The organism is Nocardioides sp. NPDC101246, from assembly GCF_044767415.1.
Classification (GTDB): domain Bacteria; phylum Actinomycetota; class Actinomycetes; order Propionibacteriales; family Nocardioidaceae; genus Nocardioides.
The window spans coordinates 318,103-336,821 of record NZ_JBIWNX010000006.1 but is presented as its reverse complement, the minus strand read 5'-3'; the positions used below and the strand labels follow the sequence as shown (position 1 = coordinate 336,821).

The window sequence follows — 18,719 nt, the reverse complement described above, 5'->3', positions numbered from 1 at the left end:
AGACTCCGGGGCCGAAACGATCGATCGCCTCAGGTACGGGAGACCCCACGATGCGTCCCGACAACGGCACGACCCCCTCGACAGGCAAGGGCTCGACAGGAAACGGACGGGGCCTCATCCTCTTCGGCGCCGTCTCGGTCGCGCTGATCTCGACGGCCGCCGCGTACGTCGCCATGGTCGGCTTCGGGCGGGACGTCCTCGCCATGGGCGCGATCAACGCCTACGCCTTCGCCGGCGTCTTCGAGCTCTCGCTGGTCACCGTGGCGTTGATGGCCCGGGAGGCGGCTCAGCAGGACCGGCCGGCTCAGACGCTGCTGACCCTGACCTGGCTGCTGTCTGCCGCGTCCGGGTTCTTCGCCGGCTGGCACGAGATCCACCTCGGCCACGCCGCGACGGCCGCCGCGTTCCGGTTCATCGTGCCGCTGCTGGCCGCCCTGATGTGGCACCTGGCGCTCGTCGGTGACCGCCACCTCGCCATGGAACGCTCCTGGTCCGACCTGCGGATGGGCGCCCGGATGCATGCCCTCCTCGCCACCCGCGTCGAGTGGCGCCGCGCTCGCGACACGGCGGTGCGGAAGCGTACGGCCTCGTCCCGCCGGAAGCTGGAGCGCGCCCAGAAGCGCTACTGGCGCGCCGAGGCGGTCGCCCTGCGCTCGGTCGCGCCGGGCGCGATGCGCGACCAGATCACCCAGTGGGTCGACGCCTTCGCCGCGGTCGCCGAGGGCACCCGCCAGGCCGACCGGCTGCCGATCACGCTGCCCGACGTGCACGAGGCGCTCAGCGTGCCGGTCGTGGAGCGGGTCTCTGCCGAGCAGATCACCGAGTCGCCTGAGCAGCGCGACGAGCAGCACGCCGAGACGGTGCCGAACGATCTCGCCGACATGCCTCGCGAGGTGCTGCCGCCGCGGGAGAGCCGGACCCGTGAGATGGCCTCCGCCCTCGCCACCCCCGACACCCGCCGCCGGGTGTCGAGCCGGGTGACCGAGGCCGCCCGCACCGCCGCCGACGCCGCCCCGGGCGCCGGGATGGCCCCGGAGTTCAGTAACGGCCGCACGGCCACCAAGCCGCCCGAGGCCGACGGCACGCTCCTCGACCGGATCCCGTTCCCCGAGAACATCCCCGATCCCGAGCCGGCGATGGACTACCCCGACGCGTTCCCCGACGAGATCGAGGACCTGCTCGCGAACCTGCCGGAGGACAACGCTCAGGCCGCCAGAGTCCTGGTCCGCGCCGGCGCCCGGGTGCCGGACGTGGCCGCCAAGCTGGGCGTCAGCCAGCGCACCGTCTACCGGTGGACCACCAACGCGAGGACCTGAACCCGCCGACTCTGTCGTTATGGCGGCCCGAATCTGTAGAAATGGGCGACGAAACTAGAGTTTCGTCGCCCATTTCTACAGATTCGGCCTGAGGTGGTCAGCCCTCGAGGTCGGCCTTGAGCTTGGCGAGCGTGGTCGCCATGCCCGTACGCAGCTCCTCGGTGAAGTTCTCCTGGCCGCCGAACGCGACCTTCGTCAGCGAGCGCGAGAGCGCGGAGATGCCGGTCGGGGTCTCGCGGCGGTGGGTGACCGAGGTCCCCTCGGCGGTCTCCTCGAGCTGGTAGGACCACACGGTGGTGTTCTCGGTGATCCGGAAGGCGAAGTCGGAGTGCGGGGCGAAACGTACGACCTTGGCGTTGGTCGGCCAGTGCTTCCAGCCCTGGTGGTTGATGTTGAGGAAGCGGGTCCCCTCCTTGACCTGCCCGAACACGACAGTCTTCACCACCTGCGGGCTCCACGAGGACATCCGCGGCAGGTCCGTGATCGCGGCCCACACCTGGGCCGGCGTCGCGTTGATGGTGGTCGTCGCCTCGAGATCCGTGATCGTCGTCATGCCCGGAACCGTACCGTCAGTATGGCTCGATGGACAGTAGGCGACCAGATGTCAATCGGGTTCTCAGCGGACGCTGACCTTGACCTCGATCGATGTCGAGGTGTCGGCGCCCGCCCCGCCGTTGCCGTAGTCGCGACCTGATCCGCCGTTGAGCCTGTCGGGCCCGCTCCCGCCGTAGAGGCGGTCATCAGCGCCGTAGCCATAGAGGACGTCACGACCACCGCCGCCTTGAAGCACGTTCCTCGCGCCGTTCCCCTCGAGCTTGTCGTCGTAGCGACTTCCTGTCAGGCTCTCGAAGCCGCTCAGCGCGTCGGTGCCCGCTCCGCCGGTCGCACGCGTCAGCGACGCGACCACCCGCGATCCCGCGGAGGCGTACGTGACGGTGTCCGTCCCCGAGCCGCCGATCAGCCTGTCGGAACCGCGCCCGCCGCTGATCGTGTCGTTGCCGTACGAACCGCTGATGACGTTGTTCCCGGACGAGCCGGTGAGGACGTCCTTGGCCGACGACCCGGTCAGGTTCTCGATCGTGCTGATCCGGTCGTAGCCGGATCCGCCGGTGTTCTGTGCCGACGTCGTGGCGAGCGTGACTCGGACCCCGGTCTTCGAGGCGCTGCCGTAGGCGACCGTGTCCGTGCCGCTCGACCCGCTGACGACGTCGTCGCCAGCACCGGGGTCGATGCTGTCGTTGCCGTCCCCGCCCGAGATCACGTCCTTGCCGCCGAACGCCTCGATGTGGTCGTTGCCGGAGCCTCCGGAGATCCGGTTCGCGAGATGGTCGCCTCGAAGGTCGTCGGAGTACGCGCTCCCGATCATCGACTCGACCTCGACAAGCGAGTCGGCGTCTGCCCTGTAGTAGTCGGCCTTCATCCAGGCGCGAGCGCCGGCCTTGGCCGAGGAGTAGGTGACCGTGTCAGTCCCGGATCCACCGGACATCTTGTCGCCCTGCGCACCGACAGGAACCGCGGCGCCGCCGAGGATCGTGTCATTGCCGGCTTCGCCGAACACAGAGTCCACGCCCGTGCCGGGATCGAGACGGTCGTCACCGGCCTCGCCGTGGACGGTGTCGGTGCCGGTCCCGGCCGTGACGGTGTCGTTCCCGTCCCCTGCGTAGACGGTGTCGTTGCCCGCACCGAGGTCGACGGTGTCGTTGCCCGCGTCGGCCTTCACGGTGTCGTTCCCGTCGCCACCGGAGATCGAGTCCTTCGTGGCGCTGCCCTCGATGAGGTCGTCGCCGAGGCCACCGACCAGGGCGTTGTCGCCGAGGCCGCCGCGTACGGTGTCGGCATCCGCGCCACCGTCGACACGGTCGTTGCCCTCGCCGCCGTCGAGGTTGTCGAGTCCGGCCGCGCCGGTGATCGAGTCGTCTCCTGCTTCGCCGCCGACGGTGTCGTCACCTGCGCCTGCGTCGATCACATCGTTGCCGGCGCCGCCGAAGACGTCGTCGTCTCCCGCACCGGTGTCGATGCGGTTCGCACGCGCATCGCCGCTGATGCGGTCCGGACCCGGCGAGCCGATGACGCCGTCCGCACCCACCGGGATCGTGTAGGTGGCGGACGACCACTGAGCGAAGGACACCATGTCGAGTCCGGCACCACCGTCGAAACGTGCCGACCAGTAGTCCACGTAAGCGTCCAGTCGCTGGAACTCCAGGATGTCGTCGCCATCGCCACCGCTGATGGTGTAGTCGTCACATTCGAGGCTGCGTCCCCCGGGAACGAGGCGATCGTCGCCAGCTCCGCCGTTCACATCGCAGAAGAATCCAGCCTCGATGACATCGCCATAGGCGGACCCGATCAGGCTCCACCCGTGACCGGAGGAGGGCCACATCTCGAACGTGTCCGTGCCTTGGCCGACGACAGTCACCTCGCCCCCGGTGGTGCGGGTCGGCGTCATGGTGATCGAGCCGCGAGCGGCCGCGTACGAGACCGTCGCATCGCTGTCCTTGAAGGTGTCGTCCCCCGGACCGCCGACGAACCGGTCCTTCCCTTCTTCCCCGACGAGCGTCGAACCGCCGGTGCCGGCAGCGAGTTCGTCCGCGAAGCGGGAACCGGTCACGACCTCCGTCCCGGAGATCGTGTCGTGCCCCAGACCGGTGTCCTGAGCGATGGTCGTCGCCAACGAGACCGTCGCAGCCACGGGCGAGAAGACATAGCTGATCTCGTCCTGGCCGTCGCCCAGATCGAGGACGTCATCGCCCATACCAACGTAGGCCTTGTCGGCGCCCGCCCCGCCGAAGAGCTGGTCGTTGGCCACATCCCGGTCGAACGCGTACCCGTCACCCAGGCCGTTCTCGTTGAGAACGTCACCGCCGGCATCCCCGTGGAGTCGATCGGCCCCGGAGTCGCCGCTGAGGAAGTCTCGACCGGCCCCTCCATGAATCGTGTCCGCCCCAGGACCACCGTTGAGCTCCTCGACCGCCTTCCACGAGCCCGGCGCTTCGATCAGGTCTGTCCCGGTGATCGTGTCATCGCCCTGGCTGCCGATGACGAAACGTACGCGAGGCGCGGCACCGTCGCGTGCGGCCCGGATGATGTCGGTGCCGGCTCCGCCGGTCACCTTGACGACCATGCGGCCGTCGACCTCGACCGGGTTGAGGTCGATCTCGACCGGACCGGCGACATCCGCGTACGACAGATAGTTGGTGTCGTAGCCGATCTCATCTCCGGCGTACGGCCAGGTCACAGCGTCATCTCCGGCGCCGGGAAGAACGGTGTTGGTGAACCCCTGGAGGCTATGGCAATTCACCTGGATGGAGTCGTCACCGACGCCACCGGCGTAGAGGTTGTCATCGGCATCGCACGCCTCGATCACGCCGTCGCCGATGCTGTCGTTGCCGCCGCCACCGAAAAGCGAGTCGTCGCCGTCCTCACCGAACAGCCGGTCGTCGCCCTCGCCACCGCAGATGGTGTCGTCACCGCCGAGACCGTTGATCGTGTCGTCGCCGGGCGTACCGAGGATGACGTCTGCCCCCTCGGTGGCAGCCACGTCCGCTGCCGTGTTGAGGTCGATCGTGACCGGAAGACCGTGACAGTCGGTGGTCTCGGTGTCCGCCGCACCGGCGGAGGCGAGCCCGACGGTCATCACGCCGGACAGGAGGAGACCGCCGACGACGTACGCCGGGGAGAGAAGACGCATGAAAGACTTTCGAGCTCGGTGGGGGCGAGCCGACGGGCTCATGCAGCGTCGGACAGCCTCACGACGCGCGGGTTCACGTTAAGGCCGAACCGCGCCGACCGACATAGCCCGAACGGGCTATGCGGAGCGCTTGGCCCACCAGTCGAGCAGCCGCTTGGCGGCCTCGTCCTCGGAGAGGACGCCTTCGTCGAGGCGCAGGTCCATGAGGAACTTGTACGCAGCGCCGACCTCCCGCCCGGGTCCGATCTCGAGCAGCGACATGATCTGGTTGCCGTCGAGCGCGGGACGGAGGGCGGCGAGCTCCTCCTCCTCGGAGATCCGCTCGATGCGGGCCTCGAGGGCGTCGTAGGTGCGGGCGAGGCGGTCGGCCTTGCGGCGGTTGCGGGTGGTGCAGTCGGCACGGGTGAGGATGTGGAGTCGGTCGAGCTGGTCGCCGGCGTCCCTCACATAGCGACGGACGGCGGAGTCGGTCCACTCCCCGTCGCCGTAGCCGTGGAAGCGCAGGTGCAGCTCGACGAGCGAGGAGACGGCCTCGATCTCGTCGTTGGAGAAGCGCAGCGCCTTCATCCGCTTGCGGGTCATCTTGGCGCCGACGACGTCGTGATGGTGGAACGAGACGGTGCCGTCGTCGTGGAACTTCCGGGTGCGGGGCTTGCCGACGTCGTGCATCAGCGCCGCGAACCGGGATACGAAGTCGGGCCCGCCACCGAGACGCGCCTCCTGGTCGATCGACTGCTCGAGCACGGTCAGAGTGTGCTCGTAGACGTCCTTGTGCCGGTTGTGCTCGTCGCGCTCCATCCGCAGCGCGGTCAGCTCGGGCAGCACCAGGTCGGCCAGGCCGGTCTCGACCAGCAGCGAGAGCCCACGGCGCGGGAACGGCGCGCAGATCAGCTTCACCAGCTCGTCCCGGACCCGCTCGGCCGAGATGATCTCGATCCGCGAGGCCATGTCCTTCATCGCGGCGACGACCTCGGGCGCGACGTCGAAGCCGAGCTGGGCGGCGAAGCGCGCCGCGCGCATCATCCGCAGCGGGTCGTCGGAGAAGGAGTCCTCCGGGGTCCCGGGGGTCCGGAGCACCCGGGTCGCCAGGTCGACCACACCGCCGTAGAGGTCGACGACCTCACGGCCGGGGAGCCGCACCGCCATCGCGTTGACGGTGAAGTCGCGGCGTACGAGATCGTCGGCCAGGGAGGTGCCGTAGGCCACCGCCGGCTTGCGGGAGTCGGTCGAGTAGGCCTCGGAGCGATAGGTGGTGACCTCGACCTGCCACGGGCCCTTGCGGGTGCCGATGGTGCCGAAGTCGCGACCCATGTCCCACAGCGCCTCGCCCCACGTACGCAGGATCTTCTCCGTCTCCTCGGGGCGGGCCGAGGTGGTGAAGTCGAGGTCGTTGTGCGGACGGCCGAGCATCGCGTCGCGGACCGGGCCGCCGACCAGCGCCAGCTCGAAGCCCGAGCGAGCGAAGGCCTCACCTAGGGAGTCGATGACAGGTGCGATACGGTCCAGTTCAGCAGTCACCGATCGCTGAACATCGGCGACGCTGATCGGGGGAAGCTGGCTGTCGGACACAACGCCGCAGTCTACGAGGACCGCACCCCCTGAAAGATATTCTCGAAGTCATGCCAGTCCGCCAGCATCAGGCGAGGCCGCCACGGCCACGTGGGCGAGTCACCGCCGCACTCGTCCTGGTGCTGCTGGCACCCCTGCTGCTGATGCTGTCCGCGACCACGCTGGCCGCTCCGGCCCGGGCCGCGGAGGAGACCGCTGAGTCCGACCCGCTGGCGATGAGCATCGACGAGCTCGACACGGTCAGCCTCGACGGCCGCACCAAGGGCCGGATCACCCTGCGCGGCAAGGTCACCAACACCACCGAGGAGGAGTGGCACGGCGTCAAGGTCTACCCGTTCGTCGGCGACACGCCGATGACCACCTCCCAGGAGCTGGCCGAGGCCGCCGAGATGCCCGCGGACGCCCTGGTCGGCGAGCGGATCGTGGCCGAGGGGACGTACGCGGCGATCCCCGACCTCGCGCCCGGCGAGACCTACTCGTGGTCGCTCTCGGTGCCGCGCAGGCAGCTGGACGTCACCGAGCCCGGGGTCTACTGGTTCGGGGTCCACGCGCTCGGTTCCACCACGCCGAACACCGCTGACGGTCGGGCACGTACGTTCCTTCCGCTGGTCAAGGAGCCGAACAAGAAGGCCAAGGCCGAGAAGGTGTCCCTGGTGATGCCGCTGCGGCGCAGCGTGGTCTACAACGGCGACGGCAGCGTGAACTACCTACCGGGCTGGACCCGCGATCTGGGCGCCGGCGGCCGGCTCTTCCGGATGCTCGAGACCGGCGCCGAGATGCCCGACCTGACCTGGGCCATCGACCCGGCGCTGATCGATGCCGTACGCAACCTCGCCGAGGGCAACCCCGCCCGCAACCTGGCGCCGACGGACGAGGGTGAGGAGGAGCCGGAGGAGAGCGGGAGCCAGAGTGCGTCGCCCTCGGCCTCCGGGCTGCTGCCGAGCCCCTCGGCCAGCGCCGACGCCGACGCCGAGGAGCCGATCGACGAGGAGGCCGAGGCCGCGCAGAAGGCCGCGACGGTCTGGCTGGGCCGCCTCGAGGACGCGCTCGCCGGCCACAACCTGATCGCCCTCCCCTACGCCGACCCGGACCTGTCCGCGCTCGCCACGACCGACCCCGACCTGCTGGCCACGGCGCGTGAGCACACCGCCCAGGCGCTCGCCGAGCTCGGCATCAAGGCGACCTCGGCCGTCGCGCCGCCGACCGGCTACCTCGATCGCGCCGCGGTCAACCTGCTCGAACCGGGTGCGGTCAACCTGGTCGGCGACAAGATGTTCCGCGGCACCGCACCGGTCATCGCCGACCTCGACGGTCACCAGATGATCGTGACCTCCTCCGGCGCCGCCGCCGGCGGGCCCGGGCCCAACGATCCGATCGACGCGATCTCGGTGCGCCAGCGTCTCGTCGCCGAGGCGGCCCTGCTCCGCGGCTCCGGCAAGCCGCTCATCGCGGTGCTCCCCGACGGCTGGCACCCTCCGCAGAGCGCGGCCTCGTTCGTCACCCCGTGGAACAAGGCCGCCTGGATCTCGTCCTCGACCCTGGACGAGGCCCTCACCGGGCAGAAGGCGACGTCGATCACGACCGACAAGCTCCGCTACCCCCGCCGCGAGATGAAGGCAGAGATCTCCACCGACCGGATCGACACGGCCAACGAGCTCATCGGCGCCGGCGAGATGCTGCAGCGGATCCTGACCCACAACGACGAGGTCGCCTCCGACATCGTCAGCGAGGCTCTGACCTCGATCTCCTACTCCGCCCGCAAGAGCAACACCGACCCGGCCGCCGACGCACTGAGCGAGGTCAGCTCCGAGCTCAGCTCGGTCACCGTGGCCGTACCGCCGAAGGTGATCCTCTCCAGCATGAAGGGCGGCGAGTTCCAGGTCACCCTGAGCAACGAGCTCGACGAGCCCGTCACGGTGCGGCTGGACGCGATCACCGACGAGTCGCTGCGGGTCGCGACCTCCGAGCCGGTCCAGCTCGACGCCAACTCCAAGGCCAGCTTCAACCTCGCCGCGAGCATGCTCGACACCGGCACCCACACCGCCCTGATCGTCGTCACCGACACCAAGGGCAACCCGCTGGGCGCCCACGCCTCCGTCCCGATCCGCCCCTCGCAGGTGAGCGGAGTGATCTGGTGGTTCGTCGGCACCGGCTGCGCGCTACTCTTCGCGGCGATCGCCGTGCGTCTCACCCGGCGCATCATGAAGGCCAAGAAAGCACGTACGTCAGGAGGCGACGAGTGAGTGGAGAGCGCGGGCGAGGAACGAGCTCAGGCGCTCTCGACGAGCGCGGAGCCGATGCGACCGAAACGACCGAAGCGAGCGGTAGCCCTGTGACAACGCCCGAGCAGAAGTCCGGCGGAGGCTCGGTCCTGGCCAACAGCGCCGTGATGGCCGCGGGGACGCTCTTCTCCCGGGCCAGCGGGTTCATCCGCTCAGCACTTCTCGTCGCCGCCCTCGGATCCGGGCTGCACGCCGATGTCTTCAACATCGCCAACACCGTGCCCAACATGCTCTACATCCTGTTGGCCGGCGGTGTCTTCAACGCGGTCCTCGTGCCGCAGCTGGTCAAGGCGCAGAAGAACGACGCGGACGGCGGGGCCGCCTACACCGACCGGATCATCACGCTCGCCGGGCTCTTCCTCGGCGTCGTCACGATCATCCTGGTGCTCGGGGCGCCGCTGCTGATGCGCCTCTACCTCGGAGCAGACTGGTACACCGACGATCACAAGGCGCAGCTCGAGTCGGCCATCGACTTCGCCCGCTGGTGCCTGCCGCAGGTCTTCTTCTACGGGATGTTCGTGCTGGTCGGGCAGGTGCTCAACTCCCGCGGCAGCTTCGGCCCGATGATGTGGGCCCCGATCGCCAACAACATCATCGCGATCACGACCCTGGTGACCTACCTGGTCGTCTTCGGGCCGTCCTCCGTCGGTGGCTTCACCACCGGCCAAGAGGTTCTCCTGGGCCTGGGCTCGACCCTCGGCATCGTTCTCCAGTTCCTGCTGCTCCTGCCTGTGCTGCACAAGGCCGGAGTGCGCTACCGCCCCCGCTTCGACTTCCGCGGCGCCGGGCTCTCGCAGACCGCGAAGCTGGGCATGTGGACCGTGCTCTTCGTGGTCGTGAACCAGGTGGCGTACACGATCGTGACGCGGCTCGCCTCGACCGGTTCGGCCGCGGGCGGCACCGGCTACACGGTCTACTCCAACAGCTTCCTGGTGACCCAGGTGCCGCACTCGATCATCACGGTCTCGCTGGCGACGGCGATCCTGCCGCTCCTCTCGCGCCACGGCGCTGCCGGAGAGCTTCCCGAGCTGGGACGTACGCTCTCCCGGCAGCTGCGCAACGCGCTCGCCATCGTGATCCCGATCGCCGCACTGCTCCCGGTGCTCTCCGAGGACATCGCCCACATCCTGTTCAGCTACGGCGCCGGCGCCGACGCCTTCAAGGACTACGCCCCGACACTGTCGGTCTTCGCGGCCGGGCTGGTCTTCTTCACGATCCACTACCTGCTGCTGCGCGGCTTCTACTCGCTGGAGCAGAACCGCACCGTCTTCTTCATCCAGTGCTCGGTCGCCACCACCAACATCGTCGCCGCGCTGCTGCTGACCAGGGCCGTTCCCTCGGAATACACCGCGCCCGCACTCGCCGGCGCCTACACGCTGTCCTACCTGATCGGCTCCGTCGTCTCGTACGTCGTGCTCAAGCGCACGCTCGGAGACCTCGACGGTCGCGGGCTGCTCGGGTTCCTCGCCCGCCTGGTCATGGTGACCGTCGTGGCCGCGGCTGCCGCATGGCTGCTCCGCACGGCGCTGGGCATGATCAACGACGAGCCGACGATGGTGCTGGCCTTGATCGGGGCCGCTATCGTCGGGGCGCTGTATCTCGGCATGCTGCTCCTCGGGGCGCAGGCTGCCCAGGTCAAGGAGCTGACCGCGATGGTTCAACAGGTCGCCCGACGACTGCGTCGTTGACACCATCGGACAGCCCGCTCACTGTCTGGCAAGGTCTGAAAGAATGGGTCCGATATGGAGTTCACGCAATCAGGCGACGTCCTCGCCGGCAGATACCAGCTGACGGATCTGCTGAGCGAGTCCCGCGAGGGACGCTTCTGGCGCGCCCAGGACGCGGTGCTGGGTCGCCCGGTTGCCGTGCACGTCCTCGATGCCCGCGACGAGCGCGCGCCGCGCCTGATGGCCGCGGCCCGCAACTCCGCTGCCGTCGGTGACCCCCGGATGCTGCGCGTCCTCGACGCCGCCCAGACCGACCAGGTGGCGTACGTCGTCAACGAGTGGGGCGAGGGCTCGTCGCTGGAGAACGCGCTGGCCGCGGGTGGGCCGCTGCCGCCGCAGCAGGCCGCCTGGATCGCCTCCGAGGTCGCCGACCTGCTGGTCCTGGCCCACGACCAGGGCCATGCCCACGGTCGGCTCAACCCCGAGGCCGTGCTGCTCGACGACCTCGGCGCGGTGCGTGTCATCGGCTTCGGTGTCGACGCCGCGCTGCACGGGATCGACCCCGACACGCGTGACTCCCAGCGACGCGACCGAGTCGACGCCGTCGGCGTCCTCTACGCCGCTCTGACCGGCAAGTGGGCGGGCGAGACCCTGTCCTCGATGCCTCCGGCGCCGCGCGACCACGGCCGTGTCCTCCGCCCCCGGCAGGTACGCGCCGGTGTGCCGCGCCCCCTCGACGACCTGTGCGACCGGGTGCTGGGCAGCGGCGCCGATATGCCGCCGCTGACTGCTGCCGAGCTGCACTCCGCGCTCGCCGGCTTCTCCGGGGAGCCGACCGCTCCGCTCAACCGACCCTCGGCCATCGACGAGGAGACCCAGGCGATGGCTGCGCCGACCCAGGCCGAGCCGGCCGAGGCACGGGCTGCGTCGAACGCCATCGGCGTGGCTCCCGATGCCGTACGCCCCCAGCGCCAGCGCCCGTCCTCCCCGCCGCCGTTGCAGGACCCGACCCCGTCGAAGCCGCTGTTCGCCGACGAGACCCCGGGCTACGTAGCACCGCAGCGTCCGCAGCAGCCGCCCCCCGCCGCCGCCCGGCGGCCGGTGGCCCCGGATGCCTCCTACAACGGCTGGCAGGGCCCGTGGACCGGCGCCAACGTACCGATCGCCGAGGAGCCGGACTACAACCAGAAGCCCGGCACCAGCTGGCTCCGCATCGCCATGGGCGTCGCCCTCGTGGTGCTCGTCCTCATCGCCGGATCGATCGCCTGGAACATCATCAACGACGACCCCAACACGACCGCCGAGAACCCCGGCACCGGCAACAACGGCGGCGACAACACCGCTGAGGCGAAGCCGACCCCGATCAAGGGCATCACGGCCAAGGACCTCGACCCTCACGGCGACCCGCCAACGGAATACCCCGACCTGGTCGGCGGCGTTGTGGACGGCAAGGACGACCCCGCCACCAACTGGCGTACGTCGACCTACAACGACCAGATCGGTGACGGTCCGCGCTCGCTCAAGCCGGGCATCGGCGTCGTCCTCAATCTCAAGGGCGACTACTCCGTCGACTCCCTGAAGTTCCGGATGATCGGCGAGCCCACCGACATCTCTGTCTACGTCGGCGACTCCCCCTGGACCGACGACCCCACCGGCGCACCTGCCGCGAAGGCCAGTGTCGGCACCGAGGACGAGATCAAGCTCGACGGCGCACCCGAGGGCAGCTACGTACTCGTGTGGATCACCGGCCTTCCGACCGGCGACGGCGGCTACCGTGCCGAGGTCAAGGAGATCGAGGTTCTCGGCACCCCCGTCTCCTGACGAGACGTCACTCCCGTCGGCCGAAGCGTCACTCCCGTCGCCCGAGATGTCGCATTGATGCCACGACGACCGACGTACGTGACGTCTCGGCCGACGCGGGTGACGTCTCGGCGTTCAGGGCCATGGAATGTACGTGGCCTACGATCTGTTGTGCAGTTCGCCAGCCACACCTGAGGAGCCTCAAAGATGCCGACCCCGTCGTCCCCGACCGACCCCCGCAACGTGATCGTCGTGGGCTCCGGCCCGTCGGGCTACACCGCAGCGGTCTACAGCGCCCGCGCCGGACTGCAGCCGCTCGTCTTCGAGGGCTCGGTGACCGCCGGCGGCGCCCTGATGAACACCACCGACGTGGAGAACTTCCCCGGCTTCCGTGACGGCATCATGGGTCCGGAGCTGATGGACAACATGCGTGCCCAGGCCGAGCGCTTCGGTGCCGAGCTCGAGCCCGACGACGTCATCGAGATGGACCTCACCGGGCCGGTCAAGGTCATCAAGACCGCGACCGACACCCACTACGCGAAGTCCGTCATCCTCGCGACCGGATCGGGCTACAAGAAGCTCGGTCTGCCCCGTGAGGACGAGCTCTCCGGCAAGGGCGTCTCCTGGTGTGCCACCTGCGACGGCTTCTTCTTCCGGCAGAAGCCCATCGTGGTGGTCGGCGGCGGCGACTCCGCCCTGGAGGAGGCCCTCTTCCTGACCCGCTTCGGCTCCTCGGTCACCCTGCTCGTACGCCGCGACGAGCTGCGTGCCTCCAAGATCATGCAGGAGCGCGCCTTCGCCGACCCGAAGCTCGAGATCGCCTGGAACTCCGTGGTCGAGTCGATCAACGGCGAGCTCTCCGTGGAGAGCATCACCGTCAAGGACACGAAGACCGGCGAGCTGCGCGACCTCGAGTGCTCCGGCCTGTTCATCGCCATCGGCCACATCCCGCGCTCCGAGCTGCTCACCGGCCAGGTCGACCTCGACGACGAGGGCTACGTCCTGACCAAGGAGGGCACCACCGCGACCAACATCGAGGGCGTCTTCGCCGCCGGTGACCTGGTCGACCACGTCTACCGCCAGGCGATCACCGCTGCCGGCACCGGCTGCCAGGCCGCGCTCGACGCGGAGAAGTTCCTCGCCCACCAGGCCCACGCCGAGGCGGCTGCCGTCTCGGCCTGATCGCCGCGTCTACGGTGGTGGTCTCGACAAGCTCGACCACCGTGCGCACGGGAATGCGCAACGCAATCCCAGCGTTCTGACCACAGACCTCCCAACCCGTCCCTACCGAGAAGGAACCCATCGTGGCTGACAACATGACCGCCGTGACCGACGCCGAGTTCGACTCGACCGTCCTGAAGTCCGACAAGCCCGTACTGGTCGACTTCTGGGCCGAGTGGTGCGGCCCGTGCCGCCAGGTCTCCCCGATTCTCGAGGAGCTCGCCGGCGAGCACGGTGACAAGGTCACCTTCACCAAGATGAACGTCGACGAGAACCCGGTCACCCCCTCCACCTACCGCGTGACCGGCATCCCGACCATCAACGTCTACCAGGGCGGCGAGGTCGTGAAGTCGATCGTCGGCGCCAAGCCGAAGGCCGCTCTCCTCAAGGAGCTGCAGGAGTTCATCGGCTGACACCGGTTGTCACACGATGGCGCGCCACTGTCACAGTGGCGCGCCATCGTTCATTTCGCCGAGGCGTCAGTTACGTCGGGCGAGATGGCAGTAGTGGCGGACGAGATGGCAGTAGTGGCGGACGAGATGGCAGTAGTGGCGGACGAGATGGCAGTAGTGGCGGACGAGATGGCAGTAGTGGCGGACGAGTGGTCTCGACAGGCTCGACCACCGGGGGGACGAGTGGTCTCGACAGGCTCGACCACCGCCCGTTTCACATGAAACATTCAATCCGCGTCGCGATGCAGCTCGGATGAGGCAGGTGACGGATGGTTGCGGGGGCGTACGACCTCCCGCAGCCGCTCCCAGGCGGACTCGAAGTCGTCGATCCAGGTGACCGTCTGCTTCAGATCCATCCGCATCCGTGGCACGGTCGGGTGCTCGCGGTACGTCTTGAACCCGACACGTCCCAGGAAGTCCGCCGGCGCGGCGCAGCGCCGGCCGTGGATCCCGCTCAGCGGGCCGACGTCACCGAAGGCCTCGATCGCGCGGACCGATCCCCGCTGGACCAGGTCGCGCGCCATCCCCTGCACCAGCATCCGGCCGATCCCGCCACCGACATGGCGCGGGTCGATCCACACCGTGGTCATCAGGACCGCGTCGGCGGAGACCGGACCGGAGGGGAAAGAAGCCACCCGTGGCACGAAGACCGGCGGCGCGTACAGCACGAACCCCACCGGCGTACCGTCCACCACGGCAACCCGCCCGCACGACCCCCATTCGCGGAGCACCTCGGAGATCCACGCCTCCTTGACCCCTACCGTCTGCGCGGAGGAGACGCGTCGATGGCCGACGGGGTCGCGCTCCCAGAACAGACAGGCACGACACGGCGCCGGGACCTCGGCGAAGAGGTCCAGCGTCAGCGGCAGGATACGGCGTGCCATGTCTCACCCTTGATACTCGGTTAAGGGTCTGTCACCAGCGTATGCGATCCTTCATGATGGTGACACCATGACTGATCTTCCCCAGCGCGCAACATCATCCCGACTCGATCCCTACGCCGACCGCTATGCCGCACGCACCGCAGGCATGACGGTCTCGGAGGTGCGAGCTCTGTTCGCAGTCGCAGCGCGCCCGGAGGTCGTCTCGCTGGCAGGCGGCATGCCCAACATCTCCAGCCTCCCCCTCGACGTGGTCGGCGACTCGATCAAGGACCTGATCCTGACCCAGGGCCCGACCGCACTGCAGTACGGCGGCGGCCAGGGCGATCCCGTCCTGCGCGAGCAGATCTGCGAGGTCATGCGGCTGGAGGGCATCGAGGCCCACCCCGATGACGTGGTCGTCACCGTCGGCTCTCAGCAGGCCGTCGACCTGGTCACCCGCGTCTTCTGCGACCCCGGCGACGTGGTGATCTGCGAGGCCCCTTCGTACGTCGGTGCTCTGGGCGTCTTCAAGGGCTACCAATGCGACATCGTGCACGCCGAGGTCGACGCCAGCGGCCTCATCCCGAGTGCGCTCGAGCAGGCGATCGTCTCCACCAAGGCCTCCGGCCGCAAGGTGAAGTTCCTCTACACGATCCCGAACTTCCAGAACCCGACCGGCGTCACCATGACGCCCGAGCGCCGCACCGAGATCCTCGAGATCTGCCGGCGCCACGACATTCTGGTCCTCGAGGACAACCCCTACGGCCTCCTCGGCTTCGACGACGAGCCCCGCCCGGCGATGCGCGCCCAGGACCCGGGTGTCATCTACCTCGGTTCCTTCTCCAAGACGTTCTCCCCGGGCCTGCGGGTCGGCTGGGCGCTGGCCCCCTCCGCGATCCGCGAGAAACTGGTCCTCGCCCAGGAGTCCGCGACGCTCTGTCCGCCGCCGTTCAACCAGATGGCCGTCTCCGCCTACCTCGCGAACCACGACTGGCAGGGCCAGATCAAGCAGATGCGGGAGATGTACCGCGAGCGTCGCGACGCCATGCTCGACGCGCTCGAGGACTACATGCCCGCGGCCTGCACGTGGACCAAGCCCGACGGCGGCTTCTTCGTCTGGCTGACGCTCCCCTCCGGCATCGACAGCAAGGCGATGCTGCCTCGCGCGGTCACCTCGCGGGTCGCGTTCGTCCCCGGCACCGGCTTCTTCGCCGACGGCTTCGGCGCCTCCTCGATGCGGATCTCCTACTGCTATCCGACCCCGGAGCGGATCCGAGAAGGCGTACGCCGCCTGGCGGGTGTCATCGAGGCCGAGATGGAGCTCCTGGAGACGTTCGGTGCGACCGGACCCATTCCTGGCCTCCCCATCCGCGGCGCTGAGCACCCCTCGACAAACACGCAGTAGGTGCAGACCCTCTTCGAGGCGTCATCTCGACAAGCTCGATGACCGGGCAACCCCGGTGGTCGAGCCTGTCGAGACCACCAAGCCCGTTAAGAGCGTCATCTCGACAGGCTCGATGACCAGGCGCGCTCAACGAGCAAATCTATTTGTCGACAAAACGCTTTAGCGCTTGATGCCTAAATGGATTCTTCCGGTGCGGCTGACATCAGCTCGACGATCCGGCGCAGGTCCTCGAGCGTGGCGAACTCGACGGTGATCTTTCCCTTGGAACGGCCCAGATCGACCTTGACCCGGGTGTCGAAGCGGTCCGAGAGCTTGTCGGAGATCTCCTTGAGCCCAGGAGCAGTCGGCTTGGCTCGCCTCACGCGCGGCGTGGCGAAGGCGTCGCCGTCCGGGTCGCCCAGGGCGACGATCTCCTCGAGGCCGCGTACGGAGATGCCCTCCGCGACCACCTTCTGAGCCAGCTTGTCCTGCTGCGCCTCGCCGTCGACCGCGAGCAGCGCCCGGGCGTGGCCGGCCGAGAGAACGCCGGCTGCGACCCGTCGCTGGACCGACGGGGACAGCTTCAGGAGCCGGATCGTGTTGGAGATCTGCGGCCGCGACCGACCGATCCGCTGGGCGAGCTCGTCGTGGGTGCACTCGAAGTCGCTGAGCAGCTGCTGGTAGGCCGCCGCCTCTTCGAGAGGGTTCAGCTGCGAACGGTGCAGGTTCTCCAGGAGCGCGTCCCGGAGCATGTCGGTGTCATCGGTCTCCCGGACGATCGCCGGGATGACATCGAGGCCGGCCTTCTGGGTGGCGCGCCACCGGCGCTCACCCATGACCAGTTCGTAGGAGTCGGTCGCCACCTTCCGGACGACGATGGGCTGAAGAAGGCCGATTTCCTCGATCGAATGGACCAGTTCGGCCATCGCCTCTTCGTCGAAGACCTGACGAGGCTGGACATGGTTGGGGTGGATCTGCTTGACCGGCAGCTCGGCGAAATATGCGCCGTCGACGGGCGCCAGATTCGAATTCTCGATCTGGCGGCCTTCCGCCGAGTCGGTGGACCCGGGGTCCACGGATGAGCCAGAAGTCGCCCCAGCGGAAAGGTCCGAATGACGGACGTCCGGCTGGACAGAAGCGCTGTCCGCCGAGTCGTTTCCGGCGGCGGCAGGAGCGGTCGGGATCAGCGACCCCAGACCTCGTCCGAGGCCACGCTTCGGCGGCTGCTTACTCATATCTGGATGTCCCCCATGTCAGTTCCATGCTGCTGATGGTGGTCTCGACAAGCTCGACCACCGGGATTCTCATGTCAGCTCTGTGCTGTCCTGCTGATGGTCTCGACAGGCTCGACCACCGGGATTCTTCACTTCAGTTCCGTGTTGCCCTGCGGTGGTCTCGACAGGCTCGACCACCAGGTTCTTCTGACGGTGATCTCGACAGGGTCGATCACCTCAGTGCTCGCCTTGTTTGGCGAGCTCCTTGGCGGCCTCGAGATAGCTCAGCGCACCCGGTGAGCCCGGGTCGTACGTCATCACCGTCTGCCCGAACGACGGCGCCTCGGACACGCGCACGGCGCGGGGGATGAAGGTGCGCATGACCGTGTCGCCGAAGTGCTCGCGCACCTCCTCGGCGACCTGTGAGGCGAGCCGGGTGCGGGCGTCGTACATCGTGATCAGCATCGAGGAGACCCTGAGCGTCGGGTTCAGCGCGGCGCGGACCATCTCGACGGTCTTGAGGAGCTGCCCCAGACCCTCCAGCGCGTAGTACTCCGCCTGGATCGGGATCATCACCTCGGTGCTCGCGACGAGCGCGTTGACCGTGAGCAGGCCCAGCGACGGTGGGCAGTCGATGAGGACGTAATCCCAACGGTCCTCCGCGTCACCCACGCGGGGGGACCTGGCCAGCGCCTCTTTCAGGCGCTGCTCACGTCCGTTCTCCTCGACGAGCTCGACCTCGGCGCCGGCCAGGTCGATGGTCGCCGGCACGAGCTCGAGGCCCTCGAGCTTCGGGACGGGCACGACGACGTTCTCAAGGGTGGCCCCCTCGACCAGGACCTCGTACGTCCCCGGGGTCCCCTGGAAGTGGTCGACGTCGAACGCGGTGCACGCGTTGCCCTGCGGGTCGAGGTCGATGACCAGAACCTTCTGACCGAGCTGGGCCAGAGCCGCGGCGATGTTCACCGTCGAGGTGGTCTTGCCGACGCCGCCCTTCTGGTTGGCGGACACGATCACGCGCGTGCTCGCCGGGCGTGGCAGCGGCGGCCGATTGCTCGCCGCACCCCGCGCCAGGAGCGTGTGCTCGGCGGCAGCAGCCAGCGGCGTCGCCTCCGTGTCGAAGTCGTTCTCGAAGGACGCGATGTCCCCGGCCGTACGGAGCCTGATCGACACCGGTTCGTCGGTTTCACGTGAAACGGCGTTCTGCGCGCTCTCGTCGTCGTACGGCATAGTTCCTAACCCTCCATAGAAGGTGGTCGAGCT

Annotated in this window: 13 protein-coding genes; 7 read left to right on the top strand and 6 right to left on the bottom strand. The window is 68.6% G+C overall.

Going from position 1 to position 18,719, the window contains the following annotated elements; all coding sequences use genetic code 11:
• Positions 1-50: 50 nt before the first annotated feature.
• A complete protein-coding gene (locus tag ACIRON_RS13735) occupies positions 51-1,316 on the top strand; it encodes a helix-turn-helix domain-containing protein (RefSeq protein ID WP_402992836.1) in 1,266 nt (421 codons plus the stop codon).
• A gap of 97 nt (positions 1,317-1,413) precedes the next feature.
• On the opposite strand, the gene ACIRON_RS13730 is transcribed toward ACIRON_RS13735, so the two are convergent.
• The 3 genes from ACIRON_RS13730 to ACIRON_RS13720 form a co-directional block, all read right to left on the bottom strand.
• Positions 1,414-1,869, bottom strand: a complete 456-nt coding sequence (locus ACIRON_RS13730; protein ID WP_402992835.1) for an SRPBCC family protein — start codon at positions 1,867-1,869, stop codon at positions 1,414-1,416.
• 63 nt (positions 1,870-1,932) lie between these two features.
• Entirely contained in the window at positions 1,933-5,004 is a 3,072-nt protein-coding gene (locus ACIRON_RS13725; RefSeq protein WP_402992834.1) for a calcium-binding protein, read from the bottom strand.
• A gap of 117 nt (positions 5,005-5,121) precedes the next feature.
• Entirely contained in the window at positions 5,122-6,573 is a 1,452-nt protein-coding gene (locus ACIRON_RS13720; RefSeq protein ID WP_402992833.1) for a CCA tRNA nucleotidyltransferase, read from the bottom strand.
• Between the two features lie 50 nt (positions 6,574-6,623).
• Here ACIRON_RS13720 and ACIRON_RS13715 point away from each other — a divergent pair, with 50 nt between their 5' ends.
• The 5 genes from ACIRON_RS13715 (at position 6,624) to trxA (ending at position 13,956) form a co-directional block, all read left to right on the top strand.
• Positions 6,624-8,816, top strand: coding sequence for a DUF6049 family protein (locus ACIRON_RS13715; protein WP_402992832.1), 2,193 nt, complete (start codon positions 6,624-6,626; stop codon positions 8,814-8,816).
• 89 nt (positions 8,817-8,905) lie between these two features.
• Positions 8,906-10,543 carry a murein biosynthesis integral membrane protein MurJ gene (gene murJ / locus ACIRON_RS13710; protein WP_402992831.1) on the top strand — a complete coding sequence of 546 codons (1,638 nt, stop codon included), beginning with the start codon at positions 8,906-8,908 and terminating at the stop codon, positions 10,541-10,543.
• Positions 10,544-10,597: 54 nt separating this feature from the next.
• On the top strand, positions 10,598-12,343 hold the full coding sequence (locus ACIRON_RS13705) for a hypothetical protein (protein ID WP_402992830.1): 1,746 nt from the start codon (positions 10,598-10,600) through the stop codon (positions 12,341-12,343).
• Between the two features lie 186 nt (positions 12,344-12,529).
• Positions 12,530-13,504 carry a thioredoxin-disulfide reductase gene (gene trxB / locus ACIRON_RS13700; protein ID WP_091044070.1) on the top strand — a complete coding sequence of 325 codons (975 nt, stop codon included), beginning with the start codon at positions 12,530-12,532 and terminating at the stop codon, positions 13,502-13,504.
• 122 nt (positions 13,505-13,626) lie between these two features.
• Positions 13,627-13,956 (top strand): thioredoxin, encoded by a 330-nt coding sequence (gene trxA / locus ACIRON_RS13695; protein ID WP_091044069.1) that lies wholly within the window; start codon positions 13,627-13,629, stop codon positions 13,954-13,956.
• A 266-nt stretch (positions 13,957-14,222) separates the two neighbouring features.
• On the opposite strand, the gene ACIRON_RS13690 is transcribed toward trxA, so the two are convergent.
• Entirely contained in the window at positions 14,223-14,879 is a 657-nt protein-coding gene (locus tag ACIRON_RS13690) for a GNAT family N-acetyltransferase (RefSeq protein ID WP_091044066.1), read from the bottom strand.
• 67 nt (positions 14,880-14,946) lie between these two features.
• Here ACIRON_RS13690 and ACIRON_RS13685 point away from each other — a divergent pair, with 67 nt between their 5' ends.
• Positions 14,947-16,263 carry a PLP-dependent aminotransferase family protein gene (locus tag ACIRON_RS13685; protein ID WP_378731539.1) on the top strand — a complete coding sequence of 439 codons (1,317 nt, stop codon included), beginning with the start codon at positions 14,947-14,949 and terminating at the stop codon, positions 16,261-16,263.
• Positions 16,264-16,436: 173 nt separating this feature from the next.
• Here the strand turns inward: ACIRON_RS13685 and ACIRON_RS13680 are convergent, their stop codons facing one another.
• Together ACIRON_RS13680 and ACIRON_RS13675 are read right to left on the bottom strand one after the other, a co-directional pair.
• Positions 16,437-17,477 (bottom strand): ParB/RepB/Spo0J family partition protein, encoded by a 1,041-nt coding sequence (locus ACIRON_RS13680; RefSeq protein WP_402992829.1) that lies wholly within the window; start codon positions 17,475-17,477, stop codon positions 16,437-16,439.
• A 216-nt stretch (positions 17,478-17,693) separates the two neighbouring features.
• The gene (locus ACIRON_RS13675) at positions 17,694-18,686 is read right to left on the bottom strand and encodes a ParA family protein (protein ID WP_402992828.1); all 993 of its coding nucleotides are present in this window, start codon (positions 18,684-18,686) and stop codon (positions 17,694-17,696) included.
• Positions 18,687-18,719 lie beyond the last annotated feature (33 nt).